Below are 21,953 nucleotides of genomic sequence, written 5' to 3' on the forward strand. Positions count from 1 at the left end.
AGATAAGATGATAGGTTTGAGGAAAGTGGACGCTGCAATTGCTTTGCAAAAAGGTGAAAATTATCTAAAAGCTGCTCGTGAGCATCGGGATAAGCAAGAGTTTGATTTGGCGCTGAATCAGTTCAATCGAGCAAAAAGTGAACTGAAAAAGGCGGCTCCAACTAATTCGGCGGTTGAAACAGCGATTGCCACGGTCTACCTGGAAAGAGGGGATCTTTATGAAGCACGCGGTCAGCTCTCTTTGAGAGAGGATTTGGCCTGCGCTCACGACCTATTCAGACGGGCTCATGCGAGTTATATAAAAGCGACTGCCGAGCCTTATAATGCCCGTCAAAGTGAGGCGAAAGAAAAACTAGCTAAATTAGCTCTGCCGGAGACACCAAGCCCTTGGCAAGCAGCCTCTAGAGCTCAAGAAGCGATCAAGCAAAAGTTTTCATCTCCGTCTCAGGTCGCCTTAAGTTTTTTTAAGTCAAGTCAAAACCAGCCCCAGCCATCCCCACTTGCTCAGACCTATCCTCTTGTTACTGAGCTCGCTCAGCTGAGCGATACTCGACACTTAGCCTGGTGTTTACAGAAGAACTATCTTTCTGAGGCGCAAGAAAAACAGTTTAAACAGCTCGCACGCGATATAGTAGAAAAATTTTCTGATACTAATGCAAAAGGTTATTTTGAGCTGGTACGAGAAGTTGTACCACTCGCTACCATTGCTGATCGAGAGCTATACCAGCAGTTACTCAGCCAAACGGTAAATGCGCTGTCTGAAAATCAAGCGATTTTTCTGAACATACCCGTTGCACAAGGGCTGGCGGTGATGATTCGAGACTGCCCAAAAGACCTATTCAATCAAGTACCTTCTGGTGATTTGGTGAATGCGCTTAAATTGTTACACAAGCATTTGGATAAAGTTCATAAAACAAACAATTTGCTCCAGTGCCAAACCTTGTTGTATACGGCCTCACAACTGCTTGATGCGATGACGTGTTTAGGCGTGAGTGGAATTGATCGGGAAGAGGTTCAAGCACCGCTGTATGCCACGTTAGATGGATTAATCGGCCACTCCGATCCCGAGCTTGCTTGGCAAGCGCGCTATGCGCGTCAGGCATTAGCTCATATTCCGAACAATGAAGTGGTATGGAAATGCATATTGCGCCACACCTTTAGTGTAGGAAAGGGGGTTCTAAATCTTGCGTCTGCGATTAAGAATATAGACATAGACAAATTGGAAGCCTCACTGAACCGGTTTGAAGATGCCTTCGTTTGTGCCCTGCAGACACTCAATCAACTGGGTGAGGTCGCAATGGCTACTGCTGAGGCCTTGCTCGCGCAATATGAAGCAGCAAGTGAGGGATTGCAGCAGCTCAACCGTCCGCATGGATGGTATGCGGCGCTGCGCTTTGCAGATTTGTTACTGGAGGAAAATCAATTGGCGGCGCTGGAGAAACTTGCGCGTATTCCTCGCTATAGTCACAATGAGAAATTCTTACAAGGTTTATGCCAACGGTTAGAGCGAGTAGCACTCACGCATGAGGGCGAAGTGCAAAAAGGGGCGAAAGAATTTCTAAAGAGCCTTGCGCAAGATAAGCAGTGGGGCGGGCACGAGCGTGTTATGCAAATGGCGCAGAAGGCTTCGCAGCGCTTAGATCAGCCTCAGCCAATAGGTGACCAAGATTACATACCCGCGTGGTCTCCGCTCTGGCGTGTGCCACTTGAGACACAATTGTTAGATAAAGTACGAGGCGAGATTCGTCTGGAACAGGTGCCGGATAAATTAGATGTGATCAGCCTGCTGTTAAAAGGCATGCCTGATCTAGAGCAGAAAATGCAGGCCATATTAGAACAGCAGATGCAGCAAACGCAAAGCATGTTGGAGCAGAAAATGCAGCAAATGCTGGGCGTTTTAGAACAGCAACAAGCGCAACAACCGTTACCTGACCTTGCTCCATTAACCACTTTACCGACGGACCTGAAAGAGCAAAAAGATCTGTATCTAAAGAGCCTGGAAGAAATTGGGGAGATAAAGGGCGGACTTACTCTCTATAGAGGAATGTACGGGCAAGCGGCATCGGGTGGAAACGGGTATTTTGGTTTAGATGATATCGCGACGGTGTTTTTTGCGTCCAATGAGAGGGTTCAGCAAATTTCTGAGCGGCTTGCTGAGATGAGGTACAGACTCTTGCCGCAGCTATTTGAGCTTGCAATGAGACGGAGTGCGCAGGGACTGCCGGAAGAAAATCAAGACACGCTTATACAAATATCAAACGGTGTGAGCAGTGAGGTGGTGAGTGGCTCAGGTAACACGAGCACTGTGCATATCAACCCCGCAGACTTAGATCCGCAGTTTTGGGCTGCAAACTCAAACCAAGTACAATTTTCTCAGGGTTTAGATGCAGCGCTTGCTTCGCGTCGTCAGTCAGGAGGGAAAGTTGTGTTCCAGTACGCGGGGGGGCTAGGCAGTAGAGCGGTATCCGGTAATAACAACGTAAGCACGACTTATTTGGGTTCGAGTCCTACTTCTACACCGGCCTCTGATCCAACAACCCGAGAAATAGAAAAGAAATAATTCGAAGGTTTGTCGATCAGTCCAATTGATTCAAACCAAAACGCACCACCCAAAAGCTTAGCTTGTATAGCAAAGCTAAATGGCGTGGTGCATTTGCACAAAATGGCATTAAACTAAATGCGCATGCCCTTGAATATCTGTACATAAGCGGGCAAGTTCACCACTTGGGATTGAGGTGGGAGAGGCCAGCTCTCTTATAAGAGAAGGCTCTACAGGGCTTGAGCGATAAGCGCGGGAACGTGTCTGGATCTCTTTGAAGGAAGGGTGGCGTAATGGTACGGTGCTCTTCAACCAGGTGTTCATAAAACCACCCATGTGTTGAGTGGTTAGAGAAATGGACTTCTTTAGCCCAGCCGTTGTATAGAAATGCAGTCTATTATTGTGCATATAAAGCGGTGCAATATGGGCGCAACTCCATGGGAATAAAACGCTCATATAGAGTGACTGTATTTGCTCAGGGGTTAGGCTTGGCAGCAAAGTGTAAAGCCGATCAATGTGTAAATTTAAAATCTTGGTAATCGCAGATAAGACAAATTTATCATTTTTCTTCTTCTCTAGCGTAGCGACCAAAGTTTGAAGCACGGCATCAGGTAATATTTCTTGTTGGTTGAGTGCTTTAGCCGTTGCGAATATGACAGAGTCTGCTTCATTCGGCTCTGCTAGCACCGTCGCTAAGGTTTGCATCACGGTTTCTGGCAGCGCCTTGGGTTGGCCTAGTGCTGTGGCTGCGGTAGATCTGGCGAGCTTTCCTCTTGCTTTATTTTTGAGGATTGCTGCCCACGCTTGAATCACGGTTTCAGTCTGTATTTTTTGTTGGTTTAATGCTTTAGCTGCGGCGGATATGACGGAGTCTTCTTCATTCGGATCTGCGATCAACGTCACCAAGGTTTGTATCACGTTGCCTGCTAGCGTCTCGGGTTGTCCGAGTGCTTGGGCAATGCTGGATCTGAGGGAGGCATCCTCGGCTTTATTTTTGAGGATCGAATCCCATGCTTGAATGACAGCCTCAGTCAGTTCTTTTTGTTTGCTTAAAGCTTGTATCGCCTCAATTCTGAAAGTGCACTGTTGATCCAGTGAGGCTTGGGTTAGGACTAATTTGGCGTGCTCGGGCAGCGTTTGGTGTTGGCCTAAGCTCTTAATGGCCTTAGCTTGTATATCTTGATCTGCACTCGATAGCGCGGCGATCCAGGCTTGCATCACTTCGTTAGATAGGTTTTCTTGTCGGCTTAATACCATGGCGGCTGCAGAGCGGGTTTTTTGATGCTCATCTGTGAGCGCTATAATCAAGGCGCGACAGGTATTGGCAGGTAATCTTGGCTGTCGATGCAAGGCTTGAATGGCGGCGAGCCGGATCCGCCATGTTTCGTCCTGATTCTGTACTATCTCAGTTAAATCTTGAATAATCTCTTCAGAGAGTACGGTTTCTTGGCCTAATGTATCGGCAGCGGCAATTCTGCTTCCCAAGCTTTCTGTTCCAAGCTCACTTTTTAACACGGAAAGTAAAGTTTGCGTGAGGCAGGGCGGTAGCGTTTCCTGATTGTTGAGCGCTTTGGCAACCAACACTCTAATGTTTTCTTTCTCATTCTTATCTTGTAACACGGTAGACAAGGCTTGAATGGCTGTTTCAGGTATTATTTTGCGTCGATTTAATACTTGTGCCGCGGTAGACCTGATATATTCTTTTTCATCTTTATCCAGCAGCAGCGAGATCAAGATTTGAAGGGCTGTTTGAGCAAACGGTTCCCGCCAACTAAAAACCTCGGCGGCCGAAGCCCTTAACTCTTCGTTTTCATCTTTATTGCGCAAGACTGTGAGCAAGGCATCTATGGTCGCTTCGGACAGCGTTTGCTGCGAGCTGAATGCGTTCGCAGCTATTCCTCTGATCTCCTTGTCTTCACTTTTATTGAGTAACACTGCAACCAAAGCTTGAGTGATGATGTCAGAGAGTGGCTGCTGTTGGCCTAAAGCCTCAGTCGCCGTAGACCTGATATGCTTTTCTTTATTCTGTAAGGCGGCTATTAAGATTTTAAGCGCCGTGTCAGGCAGTGTTTCCAGTCGGCCCAATATTTTGCCTGCGGCATATCTAATTTCCCAGTTTGCATCTAGTAATGCTGAAATTAAGGTCAGAATGACGGCTTCGGCCAATGGTTTTTGCCGGCCTAAGGCTCCAATGGCTGCAATTCTGACATCCTCATCTTCATCCTCATTTTGTAACACCGTGCTTAAGGCCTGAACGACGGCATCAGACAATGTGTGCTGTTGACCCAAGATTTCGGCCGCTGCACTTTTCGCCTCTTTATTTTCTTCAGGCTTAAGCAGCACTGAAATAATCGCTTGAGTCGCATGGTGAGATAGCGTTGAGCGTGCATTGAGGGTTCGAATAAGGGTGGCCTTATTGCTGTTAGGCTGATGTAGATAAGTGAGCAGCAGATGCTCTGGGAATCCCGGTTGGCGCCCTAATGCGCTGACCTTATCTAGGTTAAGACTGATCTCAAAGTGTAGCCACTGCAGCCACTCTGTTTCTAGTCTATCGATAGTTTTTTCTTCTAATTGGGCGCGTGCTACCTGCACGCATCCCATCATCACGTGTTGATGGCGCGCGCTAAGCAAGTCCTGAGGCGTCTCTTCTAATAGCGTAAAAAAGTGTTCTAAGGCAGCGCCTTTAAGCAACCCGGCCAACATTTGCCACATTGGCTCATAACGAGGATCGTATTTATGTTCGGCGATAAAGACATGCAATTGTGTTGGGCTGAGGATTAAACCGGAAGCGACAGGTATCTTGTTTGTATGGGCAGACGTTTGCTCGGCTTGTGCATCAATTTTCAGCTGCTGAGCCAGGAACTTAGCTGCAAAAAATTCCTGCAAGGAGGGGTGCAAGAAATGATAACGGCGCTCGACTTCCGGGAGCCTAATATCAGTCGTGTGTAAGAAGGAGGTATGTTTCAAATCAGTTCTGAGCCAGAACGGCGATTTTATTCCTAGCCGCGCTTGATCCTGGGTCAGCTTATCCAGATCCACTTCAAGGGTTCCGGCCTCTAATCCTTTAAAAGCTAAATAGCTTAAAGCGTGGAGTTCCGGAGCGATGAGCTCTTCTAGTATAGTTTGAGGTAGATTTTGGAGTGCTAAGGGTTCCAAGCGTTCGCCTTGATGTCTTTTCTTTAAGCGAACGCAATCTTTACGCCAGAGCTGATTGACGATCGCCTCGTAGAGCGTGGCTAGAGTGATGTCTTGATTTGCGTGGCGTTTTTCCCAGTTTGCACAAAGTGCATCAAGCAGAAGCGGAAGATTGACTGGCCCCTGAGTCAGCGAGGTACTTTGCATCAATTGTTGGATTGTGGCTGGGTTTGATTCAGGGATAAAGTTTTGCACGTAGGCCTGCACATCATCCAGATTTAAGCCCACGGTTTCTAGCTCTAAATCAAACTGACCGAGTGCCCGTGAATTCACGCCAACTGGCCGAGAGGTGATTAAAACATGAGTTTGACTGAGTAATTCTTGTAACAGTGGATGTAAAGGGCGGCCTTCTTCCAGCTCGCCAATGACTTCATCTAACCCGTCCAAGATAAACAAGGTTTTGGCTTGATGGCGCTCAAAAGTTTGGGCTAATGCTTGCGCGTTTGCTTGATGCGCAAAAAAGTGCTCGCAAAGTAAGATTTTTAAATTGAGGGGCTGATCGGTCTTGAGCTGTGCCAATGGCAACCACAATACGCAATCAAAACGATTGTGCCAAAGCGCATGGTGCTGATAGTCAGAGACTAGCTTTTTGCATACAACGGTTTTGCCACTGTCTGCTTGCCCATGCAGCAAAACCCGTTTAGGCTGACCGATTGAGCCATCACGTAACGTTTGGGGCTCAAAGAGGTGATTGAGTGTAATGGGACTCTTGGGAGGCGGCGTAGAGTGCGATTCGCTATTAGATTGCTGCTCGGAAGCGGTGCTTGGCTGCGTCAGCGCAGTGTGCTCTGATTGCGGTTGAAGAGGATGCTCAATCCGGGTGAGATTGGCATAGCAGGTATCAAGCGCTGCGTTTTGAGCGGATAACGGCTGAGTCGATAAGCCCGCGCACTCATAATGTTGGTAGAGCGCATTGCGCAAAGCGGCTAGGGAAATGGCTTGGGTCGACAACTTCTGTAGCCGCGGGTTGAGCGGAGTGAGTGGATAGAGCGCAGTAGCTAGCTTACTGCGCGGTATTGGGTTGACTAATGGCGCGCTTGGCGGTGTTGCCCAAAATGGCATCCAAGTAAAAGGTCTAGAGACGTTTTGCTGAGTCGTGGGGCGCGGTGTGAGCCATAACTGCTTTAGCCTATTTAGGCCGTGGCTCACGGCCTGTCGGACCCGTGCTGATGTTTTGCTTTCGGTTGGCTCAAGCGGTTTGACGGTTTGCTTCGTGCCGGTCATCCAATGACGTTGCTCACGGACCGACGCATCATCTTGCGGCACAACATAAGCGAGAGAATCCGTTTTTTGTACCGGGCTACTTGGCGGGTGGGATGTACCTGCCTGAGGGGAAGGGGGGAGCCCAATGCCGGAATCTTTGCGCGTGATGGGTTGATCGTTTTTTTCAGGGGCACGATTTATGGGTGACGGGGTGCTGCAGCCAGGCGATATTGAAGAAGTTTTTATGGGGTTTAGTAAAATACCTATTTTCATTATTTTCTACATCACTCTTTTAAGATTATTCCTTATGCGCTGCAAGTCGAAAAAGGCTTGGCTCGACCTAGCGCTGAACTTGAATTGTATAGGATTTAGCCTTAAACTACCTTCAGATTGTTCTTACTTGCATCGAATTTCATTTATCCAAGCAGAAAGAGCGATTTGCCTTGCGTTCCAAAAAAATGATTTAATCGATCGATTCACATATTGGTTCACAACGAATCTTCCTTGCGATGGTAGAATTCAGGGTGACGGGCCTCCTCGCATGGCGGTGCGGCCAATCTGGTCAGGTCGGGAACGAAGCAGCCACAACCGCTTCCCGCTAGTGCCGAGGATTGGGCTCGTCACCCCTAATTTTAAATTTTTCAATGACCTATCAAGTTCTCGCGCGCAAATGGCGACCCAAGGATTTTGCGTCGCTCGTTGGACAAGAGCATGTCGTAAGAGCGCTTACGCATGCGCTTGAACAGCAGCGTTTACACCATGCCTACTTATTTACTGGAACGCGTGGCGTTGGCAAAACGACTTTGGCGCGGATCCTTGCTAAAGCATTGAATTGTGAAACTGGCATTACGGCAATCCCTTGTGGTCAATGTACAGCATGTTGCGCAATTGATGAGGCGCGCTTTGTTGATTATGTAGAAATGGATGCGGCGTCCAATCGTGGCGTTGACGAAATGGCTAGCTTGCTTGAGCGCGCTGTTTATGCGCCAGTCGATGCGCGCTTTAAAGTCTATATGATCGATGAAGTGCACATGCTGACTAACCATGCGTTCAACGCAATGTTAAAAACGCTTGAAGAGCCGCCGTCACATGTCAAATTTATTCTAGCTACGACAGATCCCCAGAAAATCCCGGTCACGGTACTATCGCGCTGCTTGCAATTTAATCTTAAGCGGATGCCGGTTGTGCATATTGTTGCGCACTTGCAGAAAATCCTAACTGAAGAAAAATTTAGCTTCGAGGTGCAAGCGTTACGCTTATTAGCGCGCGCGGCGGATGGTAGTATGCGGGATGCGCTGTCGCTAACCGATCAGGCGATTGCCTATGCTGCAGGCCAAGTGAGTGAAGCCGCGGTGCGCGATATGTTGGGCGCGCTTGATCAGCATTATTTGATTCGGCTACTGGACGCGATGGCACTGGCCGATGGTGCTGCAGTATTGGCCATTGCGGATGAACTGGCCGCGCGTAGCTTATCGTTTTTGTCGGCCTTGCAAGATTTATCTACACTCTTGCACCAGGTTGCATGGGCTCAAGTCGCGCCACAGTCAGTCCTTGACGAACTGCCTGAGGCGCAAGATATTCGGCGCTTTGCTAGCCTATTCTCGCCAGAACAGGTGCAGTTGTATTATCAGATTGCAACCATCGGCCGCTCTGAGCTTGGACTTGCGCCGGACGAATATGCGGGTTTTACGATGACGCTGTTAAGAATGCTAGCGTTTTATCCGGCAACTACAGCGGCAGCGGGTATATCATCTACAATTGCTGCCAGCCAAGCCAGCCAAGCCAGCCAAGCCAGCCAAGCCAGCCAAGCCAGCCAAGCCAGCCAAGCCAGCCAAGCCAGCCAAGCCAGTTCAGTGACGGATATCCAGTTCGAACCTGAGCTAGCAACGGCTAGTCGTGCAGCGGTCGCCATGCCTAATCATACGGATGCTTCGGCTCAAACAGATTCACTCGCAGCTTTAGGATGTGAACATGATTGGCCCGCGCTGGTTACGCGCCTGCCATTGCGTGGCCTTGTAAAAGAACTTGCGTATTGCAGCGAGCTGGTGCGTATTGAAGGCACAAAGTTAACCTTGAGAGTCTCTGTAGCGCAGCTCGCTGAGCGTGGGCAATTGGATAAACTGTGCGCAGCGCTGACTGAATATTTAGGTAAACCGCTCAAATTAGTCGCGGAGATTGGCCCAGTGACGCAAACTGCCGCAGCGTTAGACGCGGCGCATAATATCCAGCGTCAGCAAGCAGCAGAACAAGCGTTGGCGCAAGACCCATTTGCTCAAACCCTGATGCGCGATTTTGATGCAACCATCGTACCAGGCTCGGTTAAGCCGGCGCCTTCTACCAACACCCCCAATATTTAAAGAGGAGTCATTAATGTTGAAAAACCAACTCGCCGGGCTGATGAAGCAAGCTCAGCAAATGCAAGAAAATATGAATAAAGCGCAAGAAGAGCTTGCCTTGATTGAAATTGAAGGGCAATCAGGTGCTGGTCTGGTCAAAGTAACCATGACATGCAAGCATGAAGTGCGCCGTGTGGTGATCGATCCAAGCCTTTTTGACGATGACAAAGATATGCTCGAAGATCTGATTGCTGCCGCATTTAATGATGCGGTGCATAAAGTCAGTGAAGCAACCCAAGAAAAAATGGGGAAAGTGACCAACGATTTACCTTTGCCAGCAGGCTTTAAGCTGCCATTCTAAGTTTCAACCTTATGTCTATCCGTGTTTTTGAATGACGTCTCCCGCAAGTTTGAGTGCGTTAATTGACGCTTTGCGCATATTGCCCGGGGTTGGCCCAAAATCCGCCCAGCGTATCGCTTTCCATCTGATGCAACACAACCGCGATGGCGCTGCTCGCTTGGGGAGCGCGTTGTCGCAGGCGTTGAAGAATTTACGCCATTGCGTGTGTTGCAACACCTTAACCGAGGCTCAAACTTGCGAGACTTGCGCAGATTCAAGCCGGGATGCGGCGCTGCTGTGCGTGGTTGAAACCCCTGCGGACCAACTCATGCTAGAGCAAACTTTAGCTTACCGCGGGTTATACTTTGTGCTGATGGGACGCTTGAGCCCATTGGATGGCATCGGTCCGCGCGAGATTAATTTTGAACGTCTGATGCAGCGCGCTACTGATGGCCGAGTGCAAGAAGTGATTTTAGCTACGAATTTTAATAATGAGGGAGAGGCGACTGCCCATTACCTCAGTCAGATGTTAAAAGTCCGCGGCTTGACAACAACCCGGCTCGCGCGTGGCGTGCCAGTGGGTGCCGAGCTTGAATATACGGATGCCGGCACGATTGCGCGCGCGGTGTTAGATCGACGCCAGCTTTAAAGTGGGGAGGGTGGGGTAGCGTGCAGAATAAAAAACTACCTTACAGCATGAATTTAGAGTTAAAAACTGGAGACAAAAGATGAAATGGGTCGACATTCAAGAAATCGCTATGGCGCTCACTGAGAAGCACCCAGAGATTGATCCACAATATGTCCGCTTCACGGATTTGCACCGTTGGGTCACGGAATTGGCCGGCTTTGAGGATGATCCGAAGCGCTCAAGCGAGAAGATACTTGAAGCAATCCAAGCCGCCTGGATTGAAGACTCGGATTATTGATAGACAAAAATTATGAATATCGTCTATTCTTTAATTGGGCAGTCAACGTAATGTGTGGGTGTATTTTTTAGGCATAAGCGCGAGAGAGTGCCCTTAGAAGGAGGGATTATGTTTAAGCATATTCTGATTCCAACTGATGGATCTGAGCTGTCGCAAAAGGCGATTAACAGTGGCATTGAGCTTGCCAAGGCGCTAGGTGCTCACATTACTGCGTATACCTGTTTGTTGCAATATCCTTATCCGCTTTTTGCTGAGGCGACTATTGAGGCGCCGGTTGAATTCCGACAGCGCCAAGAAAAAGAAGCGCATGAGTATCTGCGGCGGGTTAAGGAGGTGGCAAGGAATGCGCAAGTGCCATGTGCAAGCCATATCAGTGCGCATTCATCGCCTTATTTAGGGATTATTGAAGCCGTACAAGTGTGCGGCTGCGATGTCATTTTAATGGCTTCGCATGGCCGCGGTGGACTTAGTGCGCTGTTAATTGGCAGCGAAACGCAACGAGTGCTAACGCATACCAAGGTCCCGGTGATTGTTTATCGTTGACGTGCTGCAACGCGCGTGCCTGAGCTGCGGCGGCCGGGTGCACTGTTGCTGTTATTGCTCGGACCGCGGTAGCCATGGTTGCTGTTAGACGGCCGGCCATTATTGTTATGCGATTTTGCATTGCGTGAGGGCGGGCGCTTGTTGTTTGGGCGCGACGGCGCTGCTGCGGGTGTGCGGCGAGGCTCAAAGCCTTCAACCACATTAACGGGTAAGGTTTGTTTTGTAAAGCGTTCGATACGCCGTACGACCTGCATTTCGTTATGGTGAGCTAGGCTAATCGCGGTCCCACTGCGTCCCGCGCGGCCAGTACGGCCGATACGATGCACATAGTCCTCGGCAAATTTTGGCAAATCATAATTAAATACATGTGTAATGCCAGGTATATCGATGCCACGCGCTGCTACATCGGTAGCAACGAGTACCCGCACGCGTCGCTCGCGCAAGGAACGGATGGTTCGGTTCCGTGCGCTTTGCGGTAGATCGCCATGCAACGCTGCTGAAGAGAAGCCTGCATCGAAAAGCAAATCGGCTAACTCATCTGCGCCGCTTTTAGTGGCGGTAAAAACCACAGCTTGGTCGAGGGTTTGATCGGCCAATAAATGTCTAAGCAAGCGGTCTTTATGGGAGCGGTCATCTACCCAATGAACGGTTTGCGTAATATTTGCGCGTTGTTCTGGGCGGCGTGTAATTTCAATGCATTCAGGCGCATTTAATAATTTATGGGTTAAATGGCTAATCCGGTTATCGATGGTGGCTGAAAACAGTAGTGTTTGCCGATTTTCTGGTGTTGCCGCGACGATGGTTTCAATATCTTCGATAAAGCCCATATCTAACATGCGGTCAGCCTCATCCAACACGAGCATCGTCAATTTAGACAAATTAATACGACCGCGTTTAAGATGGTCTAGCAAACGGCCAGGCGTTGCGACGACGATCTCGGGCTGCTTGGCTAGCAACGCAAGCTGTTGAGGATAAGGTACGCCGCCTAAAATACTGACGGTGCGCAAAGATTTTAAATGTTTGCCATAGGTTGTTGCGGCCGTTGTAACTTGTGCCGCGAGCTCGCGTGTAGGAGTCAAGACAAGTAAAGCGGGGAAGGCCGCTGGCTGCTGCTGGCGGTGAGCGCCGCGGCGCTCACGAGAACGCTCAGTAGGGGCGGCAGCAGCAGCGGGCGCTTCTTCCTTTTGCATTTGCGCAAAGCGTTGAATGGCGGGCAGCATAAAAGCAGCTGTTTTGCCTGAGCCGGTTGGGCTGGAGACGAGCAAATCGCGGCCGGCAAGAGCCGCTGGAATGGCTTTTTGCTGAACCGGCGTGGGCTCGGTATAACCCGCTCCCTCGAGCGCCGATAAAATTGCTGGGCATAGGCCCAGTGCGGCAAAGGCTGAAAGGCTTTTTGCTTGCTCAGTGGTCGTAGGGGTTGGTGTAGGCGTAGGTGTGCTAGCTGAAGAATCAGAATTCATTGAGGATCCCTAAAAGTAAACAATGCGTCGGCTATTTGTAAGCTAAAGTCATACCATGCCGAAATGCGCGATACGATGTAAAAACCCAAGGTTTATACGTTGCGAGCATTGTTTGGAAGCTGTATTAAAAACGACAGCCTCTGAATGGGGAATCCGTGCAAAGCACGACCTAGACGGAGGAACAGTTTCCAGGCGGGGTAGGAACAAAACGCTGAAATGCTGACCCACTTATAAAAGTTATAAAATGGAGAGCAAAGGGCATTATACTGAATTTGTTGCTTTAACTCAACAACTGATTTTTTTAATCAAGTCGGGGGGGGCGTTACTTCGTTTTTTGCTTGGATGCTTCGCGTTACATCCGCGTAATTATTATCAAAGCGCCATAATGAAATGGGGTCAGTTCTGGGTTTGAAAAAATGCTCTATAAAATATAGGGCGGGCCAGGGCTGAGCGTATAGATATTGCAAAAGCAATTCAAAGATTTATTGACCAAGTCTCGGGGTAGTTATCATGGGTACTTTTCGTACAGTTCACTCTTTTTTCTCGGCTCACTCATTTCAGAAAAAAACTGAAGCAACACCCAAAACTGAAGCAACACCCGTTTATCAGTCATTTCCATCAAGGCGGGAGGCGATGACTCAGTTAGCGGGTTTACCTAAGCGCCCATCTCGTCCGCAGCAAACTTCATTAACGGACGAATTAGCGGATGAGCCAATTTTTCCGCAGTGGTTGTCTGATTATCAAGCAGGCGCGTGGGGCGCGGAAATCTCCATGGAAGCCTCCGAGCTGGAAGTCATGCAATGGGTTGAGCAGCTTGTGGCACCCGTTCAGCCTGTTGTGTGTGAAAAAATATTGCAAGAGCTCGGCATGCAATTACCCACGGTTAAATTGGAAGTCGCTAGAAAAGTGATCGCCAAAGTGGCCCAAGCATTAGAGGCGATACCCCGTGCGTTATGGCCTCAAGTATTGAATTTGGTGGATACGTTTCCGATTGATCGGCGAGCGCAAGTCCTTACAAGTCTGAATTCTGCTTGGCAGCAGCTGGATCTAGATCTAGCCTCGCGGAAACAGATCTTTAACCTAATCGAACCTTGCTTAGCGCGTTTGACGGTTGCTGGGCGGGCGCAATTGCTTGAAAGCCTTGTCACTGAGGCTAGAGTCCAACCCGATGTGATTCAGTTTGTTATAAAATTTTTGCCAACCTTAGGCAGAGAGACAGCCCTGTATAAGAGGGTGTTGGCCGAGGTGCGACGCGCGATACAAACTTTGCCTGCTGACACCAAAAAACCAAGTCTGGCTTGCTTCTAAGCCAAAGCACTCAGAGCCATTGCCCATTTATACTGGATTACAACGTCATTTATTTATTAAGAGCCGATTGTCCATCGTATAATAAAGGGGACCGATTCTAAAATTCCCCCATGGCTGATTTACTGAGTTCTTTAAACCCCGAGCAACGAGCCGCAGTGACTTTGCCGGATGAGCCAGCGTTAATTCTTGCTGGCGCTGGCAGTGGCAAAACGCGGGTGCTGACAACCCGCATTGCTTGGCTGATTCAGACGGGCCGTTTGAGTCCGGCGCAAGTGCTGGCCGTTACGTTTACGAATAAGGCGGCGCGCGAGATGATTACGCGTTTGAGCGCACTGCTGCCTATCAATCCTCGCGGCATGTGGATTGGCACGTTCCATGGCTTGTGTAACCGTTTGCTGCGCGTGCATTGCCAAGCGGCAGGTTTGCCTGCGACATTTCAGATACTTGATATCGCCGATCAATTGTCTGCGCTTAAGCGTTTGCTCAAAGGGCTTAATCTCGATAGCGAGAAATACCCGCCCAAACAGCTACAAAGCTTTATCAATCATGCAAAAGAAGAAGGTTTGCGACCTTCTAAAATGGATGTGCATAATCCCTTTAACCGTCAATTTGTTGAGCTCTATGAAGCTTATGAAATTCAATGCCAACGAGAAGGTGCGGTTGATTTTGCAGAATTACTCCTGCGCAGTTATGAGTTGCTCGCACGTGAGCCATCGCTGCGGGAGCACTATCAAGCTCGTTTTCAACACATTTTAGTGGACGAGTTTCAAGATACGAACAGATTGCAATACCAGTGGCTCAAGCTTTTGGCGGGTCCCGCAGGGAGCCTATTTGCGGTTGGCGATGATGATCAAAGTATCTATGGTTTTCGGGGCGCTAATGTTGGCAATATGCTGGATTTCCAGCGTGAATTTGAAGTGCGTAATTTGATCAAGCTGGAACAGAATTACCGCTCTCATGGCCACATCTTAGATGCCGCCAATGGCCTTATCGCAAATAACGCGCAGCGCCTGGGCAAAAATCTCTATACCGAAGCGGGCGCGGGCGAGCCCGTGCGAGTCTATCGAGCAGAGACTGACACGCGGGAAGCCAGTTGGTTGGTGGAAGAGATCCACGCTTTGACCGCACCAGGGGAGGCGCTCGACCAAATCGCTTTGCTTTACCGCAGCAATGCGCAATCTCGGGTGCTTGAGCATATGTTGGTCAGCCAGGGGATTCCATACCGCGTATACGGTGGATTGCGCTTTTTCGAGCGGCAGGAAATTAAACATGCGCTGGCGTATTTGCGCTTGCTTGATAATCTGGATGACGATACTTCATTTTTACGGGTTGTCAATTTCCCAACTCGCGGCATTGGCGCACGCGCGCTGGAGCAGTTAAATGATATGGCGCGCCTGCATCAATGCTCGCTGGCGGCTGCTGTTTCCTATGTGGGGGGTAAAACGGGCGCCAATCTCATCGCATTTGTTCAGTTTATTGAACAAATGCGCCGCGCTACGCAAGCCATGAGCTTGCCAGAGGCGGTTGAATATATTACGCAGGCAAGCGGTCTGATTAACCATTATGAAACCGAGCGTGAAGGACAAGATCGGATTGAAAATTTACGTGAATTAGTCAATGCGGCGGTTGCTTTTATGGCCGAGAATGGAGATGAATTGAACACGCCAGCGCGTTCGATCCCTCTAGCGCCTGGCGCTACGCCAGCGGCTCAGTTGCCGGTAAACGATCCATCTGCACAAATTAGCTTGACGGCTGAAGCAATAGATAGCATGACGCCGCTTTCTGCCTTCCTGTCTCACGCTTCGCTTGAGGCGGGGGATAACCAAGCGCAGACGGGGCAAAATGCAGTGCAACTAATGACTGTGCATGCGGCTAAAGGGCTTGAATTTAATGCGGTTTTTATTACAGGCCTCGAAGAAGGGCTGTTTCCTCACCAAAACAGTACAAATGATGCGAATAGCCTGGAGGAAGAGCGGCGTTTAATGTACGTTGCGATCACTCGCGCGAAAAAACGCTTATACTTATCTTTCGCGCAAAGCCGTATGTTGCATGGGCAAACGCGTTATAACATCGGCTCTCGGTTTATCGATGAATTGCCGGCCGAAGGGCTGAAATGGTTAACCTCTAAGAATGATTCATTGGCCCAAAATAGCATGACGCGGAGCCGTGACGAGAATAGCTGGGGGCGTAACTGGTTTGCTAAAAAGTCTACGCAAGAGATACGCCTTGCGCCGTCCGCCCTCGAGGCGCGTCAGCGTACGGCGGATACGGGGTTCTGGATCGGGCAGGCGGTTTTTCATACAAAGTTTGGTGAAGGCACTGTAGCGGCGCTTGAAGGCAGTGGCGCTGAGGCACGCGCGCAGGTCAATTTTGGTCGGCACGGCGCGAAATGGCTGGCGCTAGCAGTGGCGAAATTGCAACCGATTGACGATTAGGCACCTTTATGCGTACTTTGTTTAAAGACTATGGTCGACACTGTAATTCTGGTTCTCACTACGCTACCTTCGACTGAAGCCGCAGCTGGCTTTAGCCGCGAGGCGCTCGATACGAAATTGGCGGCCTGTGTCACACAATTTGCGCCAGTACACTCGCGCTATTTTTGGCAAGGCAAATTTGAAGAAACCGAAGAGATTGCGCTTCTTTTTAAAACTACGGTGGAAATGGCGCCAAAGTTAAAAGAGTGGATTGCGCGCCATCATCCTTATCAAACTCCCGAAATTCTGAGTTGGCCAACTTCGGCTCATCCAGCTTATGCGCAATGGGTCGCTGCCCAGACCACCGCGCTCTAGCGCGCTGCTTGGGCATTGGCTACTCGCTCGCTAGAAGACAAAAATCACGACTGTATAGTCGGCGGTGGCTCAGTTGGAAAACAGCTTATATAGCTTGCATAACGGGTACAAAAAGAAACTGGAACTAAAATAATTTGCATAATAAATATTAAATTTTGCTTAATTTGTTCCTCAGTGCTTCCGAAGGCGGACAAGATACTGAACACGATTAATGACAACGCACAGGCAAAGCCTAGCCACAACAGTCCATGCACAACAATAGCGCTTAGATTTCTCCAGCAGACCACCCCACTAAAGAAAATTGCCTTATGCAAAGGCACTTGACGCCATGCGGTTAACGCAGGAGAGAACCAAAGTAGCATCGCATTCGCAATTGAACTTAGAATCATCGCCAGCATCAATACAAATAATATTAAAGGGTTGCTCTCCATGATTTTGGGTTGGGCGTTCAGAAGTGCGACCTTCTGTATCAAGAATACTAAAATGAAGAGTGCGAATGCCTGGCACAGGCCGAGCAATAACAATTGCCATACAACCCTCTGGCTAAAAGTGGTGCGCAAGCTGGCAAGTAAAGCGATGGGTGACGTCGATTCATGATTCAGCGTATTGCGACATACGGTCATGAAGCAAATCGTTACGAGCGGCAGCAAAACCAGCGGCAGGTAATGACCCAACACCGGTGCCGAGGAAATGAGCAGCATTAAAAGCGTATAGCCCAAAGAGCCCATTAGAAAAATGGTTAAATTTTCCCAAAAGAGCTGGAGCCCTTGTTTAAACCATAAATAGCCAGTTTTAGCGGGAACTTGATTAAAGTACATAGTATGGGTTCATTCTTAAAATTGAAGCTATGGCCGTGCTTAAGATGCTACTTGTTTAACTAAGCAAATGCTAACGGATGGTGAGCGGAATAACGCGCAATTATTCCTGGCGCATCTGATCTTGTTTCAAAATGAGCGCGTGCATAAGGCTTAAAGCGTTTGGATCTAGCTTATCGCTTAAAGCCTCAATCTCGGGTGAAAAACAGTCAACGTAGCTCACATAATTCATACACCAAAGAATGGGTATCGAGAAGATAGGAATGGCCAGTGCTAATACTACAAACACCAGCGTATTAACGTTTAACATAAAGAGTATGCCAAACGCTAAGATATAGGCAGCACTTAAACATAATAGCCACAGAAGTGAACTCAGCATAATGGCGCTCAAATTACGCCAACATGCAGTCATGCTAAGACTTAGTGCTTTATGCACTGGCATTCGATGCCAAGCGATTAAAGCCGGCGCAAATCGGGTCAACATACGAAATATTCTGTAAATTATTAGCCTTATCACCACTGCGCATAGCCATAGAAGGTAAAGCGATTCATAATTTTCTGTGGTTAAGTATTGAATAACATGGTTGGGATTGACCCATATTGAGACTATTAATAATGTTAAAATAACTGAAATCAGAAGGGCGAACACCTCATATAAACCGAGCAATAACAAACGCGCAACAGTTTTCTTATTATAAATACTATGTAGCGTTGGCTGGGTGGCGGGTAAAGTTGATTTTTGATTGAGTTTATTGCGGCATACTGCCATAAAGCCAACTCGTATGAATGGACTTAAAAGCCATTCTCCCACAATTAACAGAGGCATGATTAAAAACACACTGCACAAAGAGCCGATCAAGAAGATAAACGGGTTTTGCCCAAATAGCCAAAGTCCTTGTTTAAACCATAGATAACCAATTTTGGCGGGAAGTTTATTGATATTCATATATAAGGCGCCGGGAAATCCCTAGCATTAAAGTGATGATAAAGCTGGTGTCATTATATGAGCACGTAGGATTTTCTCAAAGTGCTCCGGGTCATGAGGTTTAAGCATTTGCGCTTGACGTGGTAAATAAACATCATAAAGGCGCGATAACCAAAAACGTAATGCGCTGGCACGTAACATTGCGCGCCAACATAATGTTTCAGCTGGAGTAAACGGGCGCACCGCTTGATAGCTGCGCAAAAAAGCGTTTGCCCGTACTGGATCAAGCTCGCTGCTTAACGGCTCAATACACCAATCATTGACACACACCGCGATATCAAAAAGCCATTTATCCACACCCGCAAAATAAAAATCAAAAAAACCGCTTAAAGATTCAGCTTGATGAGCCGTGTTAGCTGGCGCAAAAAGCACATTATCGCGAAATAGATCGCAATGGCAGGGTCCTTCAGGTAAGGCAAGATAGTCAGGACTCTTCTGCAAAGTGTGTTGAAACGCCAGTTCAGTCTGTAATAACTCCCGCTGTGGCAGGGTCAAAAAAGGGTCTACTGCGCTGGCGGCTTGCTGCTGCCAACTCAGGCCGCGTAAATTAGGTTGCGTTAATGAAAAAGTGCGGCCCGCTAGATGCATGCGCGCCAACATTTGCCCGACTTGGGCGCAATGCTGCGTACCAGGTGTAAGCTGGGCTACGCCCTTCAGTTTGGTAACGATCGTAGCGGGCTTGCCGCACAGCTCGCCGAACAAAGTACCATCATTGCGCACGACTGGATCTGGCACGGGCACCTGATGTACCGCTAAATGCTGCATCAGATTAAGATAAAACGGCAGTTCACTGGCAGTCAGTTTTTCAAAAATGGTGAGTACATAACTGCCACGGCGGGTTGTGAGAAAAAAATTACTGTTTTCAATCCCCGCCGTAATGCCACGTAAACTGAGCACCTGCCCAAGAGCGTAGTGTTGTAGCCAAGATGTAAGTTGAGCGTCGGTGACAGGGGTGAAAACAGCCATGTGGGTTTATAAAGTAACAGCTTGATTGGAAAGAAAAGGTGATTTTAGCAAACCTACTCAGTCCACTGGTTGCAAAACCGCGTGTTTGTACAGCAAGAATGCTACACTCCTTTAGCGGGTTGCGTGCAGCTCGGCCTCTACCGTGAGCCGCTTAAAGTAAAGTGGCGGGTTACCAAGCCAAGATGGTTAAGGGCGTGGGTATTTATTTAAAAATATATTCAATAAAATATGACAGCTACAGAGCACATTAAAGATCCAATCCTGGCCGTCAAACGGGTGGCCGAACTCTATGAGACGAGCACGGCTGCCTTGCGCGATGCCTTTACGCGTTACCAACGCGGCGACTCGTTTGCGCGCCGAGTCCGCGCTTATTACCCCTATGTACGAGTCCGCACTGAAAATAGCACACGGCTTGATTCACGCCTATCGTATGGATTTGTATCCGGTCCAGGAGTCTTTGAAACGACGCTGACGCGCCCAGATTTATTCGACCACTACTACCAGCGGCAATTTAGCTTATTGGCCAACAATCATTCGGTTCAGCTTGAAGTGGGGCTATCAGAACAACCGATTCCGATCCATTTTGCGTTTGCCGAGGGCATTCATTTAGAGAGCGCGCTAGATTACGAACAGCTCAGCCAAATGCGCGATATTTTCGATATGCCTGATTTAGCAGCTTTTGATGATTGTATTGTCAATGGTTCTTACCAACCATTGCCTGGCGCACCTCACCCACTGGCTCTTTTTACTGCGCCACGAGTTGATTTTTCTTTACATCGGCTCAAGCATTATACGGCGACCTCGCCGGCGCATTTTCAGAATTATGTACTCTATACGAATTATCAATTTTACATTGACGAATTTGTACAGCTTGGCCGTACCTTAATGGCGCCTGCCAGTGATCCGGTTGAGAGCGCATATCGTAGTCAATACGTGGCCTTCATTGAACCAGGCGATGTCGTTACACATAACACCAACCTTGCTGGTCCAGGCCTTAAAACGGAGGGTGATGGAGTCGCGCCAACGCGTTTGCCGCAGATGCCTGCGTATCATCTAAAGCGAGCGGATGGCTCTGGCATTACGATGGTGAATATTGGCGTGGGGCCTTCTAATGCCAAAACCATCACCGATCACATCGCGGTTTTGCGCCCCCACGCGTGGATCATGTTAGGCCATTGCGCGGGCTTACGTAATTCGCAACGCTTAGGCGATTATGTATTGGCGCATGGCTATGTGCGCGAAGATCATGTGCTGGATGCGGATTTGCCGCTTTGGGTGCCGATTCCGGCATTGGCTGAAGTTCAGGTCGCGCTTGAGCGGGCGGTGGCCGATGTGACACAGCTCGAAGGCCAAGCTTTAAAGCGCGTCATGCGCACTGGCACGGTAGCCAGCGTGGATGACCGTAATTGGGAGTTGCGCAGTCACCTGGAGCCGATACGCCGCCTCTCGCAAAGCCGCGCGATTGCACTGGATATGGAGAGTGCGACGATCTCGGCCAATGGTTTTCGGTTTCGCGTGCCGTATGGCACCCTTTTATGCGTGTCTGATAAACCGCTACACGGAGAATTAAAACTGCCTGGAATGGCGAATACATTCTATCGTACGCAGATCAGTCAACATTTAAAAATTGGCGTGAGGGCCATGGAATTACTGCGCGAAAACGGCTTAGATAAATTGCATAGCCGTAAACTGCGCAGTTTTGCTGAGGTAGCGTTTCAATAAACTACAGTGCGTTGAAGTTTGTAATTTTCTGTGGTTGACTATATAAAGCGTCAACACCCCTGGCCTTAAATTGAAAACATACGATCGCCATCAGACTGTTTGGTTTCTTGTGTGACCTTAGCCGATTCTTCAACCAATTCAGGGGGGATCGCGTGTTCTTCGTAAAAGGCTAAGATGGCATCGAGCACTTGATCTGGGTCATCGATGACTTGTATCAAATCCAGATCCGCCTGGCTAATTAACCCCCTAGGCAGCATTGCCGTGCGGAACCAATCAAGCAAACCCTGCCAAAATTCAGAGCCAACTAAAATCACTGGCACGTGCCGCGCCTTACGGGTTTGAACTAAAGTGAGGACCTCCGCCATTTCGTCTAAAGTACCAAAACCACCAGGCATCCCAATCACTGCATCAGAATGTTTGGTGAAAGCGACCTTGCGTGTAAAGAAATGACGAAAGCGCAGTGAGATATCTTGAAACGGATTCCCATGCTGCTCATGTGGCAATTCAATATTCAACCCAACTGATGGGGCTTTGCCAGCATGCGCGCCTTTATTGGCGGCTTCCATCAACCCTGGGCCGCCGCCAGAAATCACTGCAAAGCCTGCATCTGAAAGCTTGCGCGCAATTTTGATAGTGAGATCATAATAAGGCGTATCGGGTTTTAAGCGCGCGGAGCCATAAATACACACCGCTGGTCGGATTTCTGACAGATATTCAGTGGCTTCGATGAACTCTGCCATAATCGTAAACATTTGCCATGATGCGCGCGCTTTTTTTGCAGTGGCACGCTCTTGATCTGCAATTGCGCGTAAGCTTGGTGTCATTT

At 48.8% G+C, this 21,953-nt stretch carries 16 protein-coding genes and 1 other RNA gene; 11 read left to right on the top strand and 6 right to left on the bottom strand.

The genetic code is table 11. The features are described from left to right. Window positions 1-7: 7 nt before the first annotated feature. Window positions 8-2,560, top strand: a complete 2,553-nt coding sequence (locus tag MPB2EB_RS03980; RefSeq protein ID WP_185182550.1) for a hypothetical protein — start codon at window positions 8-10, stop codon at window positions 2,558-2,560. Between the two features lie 108 nt (window positions 2,561-2,668). Here MPB2EB_RS03980 and MPB2EB_RS03985 read toward each other — a convergent pair whose 3' ends face one another. After that, window positions 2,669-7,210 (bottom strand): HEAT repeat domain-containing protein, encoded by a 4,542-nt coding sequence (locus MPB2EB_RS03985; RefSeq protein WP_185182551.1) that lies wholly within the window; start codon window positions 7,208-7,210, stop codon window positions 2,669-2,671. Window positions 7,211-7,463: 253 nt separating this feature from the next. Here MPB2EB_RS03985 and ffs point away from each other — a divergent pair. The 6 genes from ffs (at window position 7,464) to MPB2EB_RS04015 (ending at window position 11,082) form a co-directional block, all read left to right on the top strand. Then, an RNA gene (gene ffs / locus MPB2EB_RS03990) (signal recognition particle sRNA small type) lies at window positions 7,464-7,562 on the top strand. A gap of 19 nt (window positions 7,563-7,581) precedes the next feature. Further along, window positions 7,582-9,294, top strand: a complete 1,713-nt coding sequence (gene dnaX / locus MPB2EB_RS03995) for a DNA polymerase III subunit gamma/tau (protein ID WP_185182552.1) — start codon at window positions 7,582-7,584, stop codon at window positions 9,292-9,294. 13 nt (window positions 9,295-9,307) lie between these two features. Continuing rightward, window positions 9,308-9,634 (top strand): YbaB/EbfC family nucleoid-associated protein, encoded by a 327-nt coding sequence (locus tag MPB2EB_RS04000; RefSeq protein WP_185182553.1) that lies wholly within the window; start codon window positions 9,308-9,310, stop codon window positions 9,632-9,634. A gap of 31 nt (window positions 9,635-9,665) precedes the next feature. Continuing rightward, window positions 9,666-10,262 (top strand): recombination mediator RecR, encoded by a 597-nt coding sequence (recR, locus tag MPB2EB_RS04005; RefSeq protein WP_185182554.1) that lies wholly within the window; start codon window positions 9,666-9,668, stop codon window positions 10,260-10,262. 79 nt (window positions 10,263-10,341) lie between these two features. Beyond that, window positions 10,342-10,539 carry a Fe-S cluster assembly protein IscX gene (iscX, locus tag MPB2EB_RS04010; protein WP_185182555.1) on the top strand — a complete coding sequence of 66 codons (198 nt, stop codon included), beginning with the start codon at window positions 10,342-10,344 and terminating at the stop codon, window positions 10,537-10,539. Between the two features lie 108 nt (window positions 10,540-10,647). Further along, window positions 10,648-11,082, top strand: a complete 435-nt coding sequence (locus MPB2EB_RS04015; RefSeq protein WP_185182556.1) for a universal stress protein — start codon at window positions 10,648-10,650, stop codon at window positions 11,080-11,082. Here the strand turns inward: MPB2EB_RS04015 and MPB2EB_RS04020 are convergent. Continuing rightward, window positions 11,073-12,542, bottom strand: coding sequence for a DEAD/DEAH box helicase (locus tag MPB2EB_RS04020; protein ID WP_185182557.1), 1,470 nt, complete (start codon window positions 12,540-12,542; stop codon window positions 11,073-11,075). The two genes, MPB2EB_RS04015 and MPB2EB_RS04020, sit on opposite strands and share 10 nt — an antisense overlap. Window positions 12,543-13,052: 510 nt before the next feature. Between MPB2EB_RS04020 and MPB2EB_RS04025 the strand changes: the two genes are divergently transcribed. The 3 genes from MPB2EB_RS04025 to cutA all read left to right on the top strand — a co-directional run bounded on the left by MPB2EB_RS04025 (window position 13,053) and on the right by cutA (window position 16,639). Beyond that, window positions 13,053-13,850: a hypothetical protein gene (locus MPB2EB_RS04025; RefSeq protein ID WP_232534487.1), complete on the top strand. Its 798-nt coding sequence runs from the start codon at window positions 13,053-13,055 to the stop codon at window positions 13,848-13,850. A 110-nt stretch (window positions 13,851-13,960) separates the two neighbouring features. Beyond that, the gene (locus MPB2EB_RS04030; protein ID WP_185182559.1) at window positions 13,961-16,285 is read left to right on the top strand and encodes a UvrD-helicase domain-containing protein; all 2,325 of its coding nucleotides are present in this window, start codon (window positions 13,961-13,963) and stop codon (window positions 16,283-16,285) included. 30 nt (window positions 16,286-16,315) lie between these two features. Continuing rightward, window positions 16,316-16,639 carry a divalent-cation tolerance protein CutA gene (gene cutA, locus MPB2EB_RS04035; RefSeq protein ID WP_185182560.1) on the top strand — a complete coding sequence of 108 codons (324 nt, stop codon included), beginning with the start codon at window positions 16,316-16,318 and terminating at the stop codon, window positions 16,637-16,639. Window positions 16,640-16,683: 44 nt separating this feature from the next. On the opposite strand, the gene MPB2EB_RS04040 is transcribed toward cutA, so the two are convergent. The 3 genes from MPB2EB_RS04040 to MPB2EB_RS04050 form a co-directional block, all read right to left on the bottom strand. Then, window positions 16,684-17,457: a BPSS1780 family membrane protein gene (locus MPB2EB_RS04040; protein ID WP_185182561.1), complete on the bottom strand. Its 774-nt coding sequence runs from the start codon at window positions 17,455-17,457 to the stop codon at window positions 16,684-16,686. 100 nt (window positions 17,458-17,557) lie between these two features. Continuing rightward, the gene (locus tag MPB2EB_RS04045) at window positions 17,558-18,400 is read right to left on the bottom strand and encodes a BPSS1780 family membrane protein (RefSeq protein WP_185182562.1); all 843 of its coding nucleotides are present in this window, start codon (window positions 18,398-18,400) and stop codon (window positions 17,558-17,560) included. Between the two features lie 27 nt (window positions 18,401-18,427). Next, complete coding sequence (locus MPB2EB_RS04050) at window positions 18,428-19,405, bottom strand: homoserine kinase (RefSeq protein WP_185182563.1); 978 nt, start codon at window positions 19,403-19,405, stop codon at window positions 18,428-18,430. Between the two features lie 228 nt (window positions 19,406-19,633). On the opposite strand from MPB2EB_RS04050, the gene MPB2EB_RS04055 reads away from it, so the two are divergent. Further along, window positions 19,634-21,127 carry an AMP nucleosidase gene (locus MPB2EB_RS04055; RefSeq protein ID WP_185182564.1) on the top strand — a complete coding sequence of 498 codons (1,494 nt, stop codon included), beginning with the start codon at window positions 19,634-19,636 and terminating at the stop codon, window positions 21,125-21,127. A 65-nt stretch (window positions 21,128-21,192) separates the two neighbouring features. On the opposite strand, the gene MPB2EB_RS04060 is transcribed toward MPB2EB_RS04055, so the two are convergent. Next, the gene (locus MPB2EB_RS04060; protein ID WP_185182565.1) at window positions 21,193-21,951 is read right to left on the bottom strand and encodes a TIGR00730 family Rossman fold protein; all 759 of its coding nucleotides are present in this window, start codon (window positions 21,949-21,951) and stop codon (window positions 21,193-21,195) included. Window positions 21,952-21,953: the final 2 nt, after the last annotated feature.

The organism is Mycoavidus sp. B2-EB (genome assembly GCF_014218255.1).
GTDB lineage: Bacteria > Pseudomonadota > Gammaproteobacteria > Burkholderiales > Burkholderiaceae > Mycoavidus.

Coding starts and splice junctions, on each gene's coding strand:
- MPB2EB_RS04040 (WP_185182561.1), bottom strand. CDS start 17,457: ATGTACTTTAATCAAGTTCCCGCTAAAACTGGCTATTTATGGTTTAAA.
- cutA (WP_185182560.1), top strand. CDS start 16,316: ATGGTCGACACTGTAATTCTGGTTCTCACTACGCTACCTTCGACTGAA.
- MPB2EB_RS04000 (WP_185182553.1), top strand. CDS start 9,308: ATGTTGAAAAACCAACTCGCCGGGCTGATGAAGCAAGCTCAGCAAATG.
- MPB2EB_RS04015 (WP_185182556.1), top strand. CDS start 10,648: ATGTTTAAGCATATTCTGATTCCAACTGATGGATCTGAGCTGTCGCAA.
- MPB2EB_RS04045 (WP_185182562.1), bottom strand. CDS start 18,400: ATGAATATCAATAAACTTCCCGCCAAAATTGGTTATCTATGGTTTAAA.
- recR (WP_185182554.1), top strand. CDS start 9,666: ATGACGTCTCCCGCAAGTTTGAGTGCGTTAATTGACGCTTTGCGCATA.
- MPB2EB_RS04025 (WP_232534487.1), top strand. CDS start 13,053: ATGGGTACTTTTCGTACAGTTCACTCTTTTTTCTCGGCTCACTCATTT.
- MPB2EB_RS04060 (WP_185182565.1), bottom strand. CDS start 21,951: ATGACACCAAGCTTACGCGCAATTGCAGATCAAGAGCGTGCCACTGCA.
- MPB2EB_RS04030 (WP_185182559.1), top strand. CDS start 13,961: ATGGCTGATTTACTGAGTTCTTTAAACCCCGAGCAACGAGCCGCAGTG.
- MPB2EB_RS04055 (WP_185182564.1), top strand. CDS start 19,634: ATGACAGCTACAGAGCACATTAAAGATCCAATCCTGGCCGTCAAACGG.
- iscX (WP_185182555.1), top strand. CDS start 10,342: ATGAAATGGGTCGACATTCAAGAAATCGCTATGGCGCTCACTGAGAAG.
- MPB2EB_RS03980 (WP_185182550.1), top strand. CDS start 8: ATGATAGGTTTGAGGAAAGTGGACGCTGCAATTGCTTTGCAAAAAGGT.
- MPB2EB_RS04050 (WP_185182563.1), bottom strand. CDS start 19,405: ATGGCTGTTTTCACCCCTGTCACCGACGCTCAACTTACATCTTGGCTA.
- MPB2EB_RS03985 (WP_185182551.1), bottom strand. CDS start 7,210: ATGAAAATAGGTATTTTACTAAACCCCATAAAAACTTCTTCAATATCG.
- dnaX (WP_185182552.1), top strand. CDS start 7,582: ATGACCTATCAAGTTCTCGCGCGCAAATGGCGACCCAAGGATTTTGCG.
- MPB2EB_RS04020 (WP_185182557.1), bottom strand. CDS start 12,542: ATGAATTCTGATTCTTCAGCTAGCACACCTACGCCTACACCAACCCCT.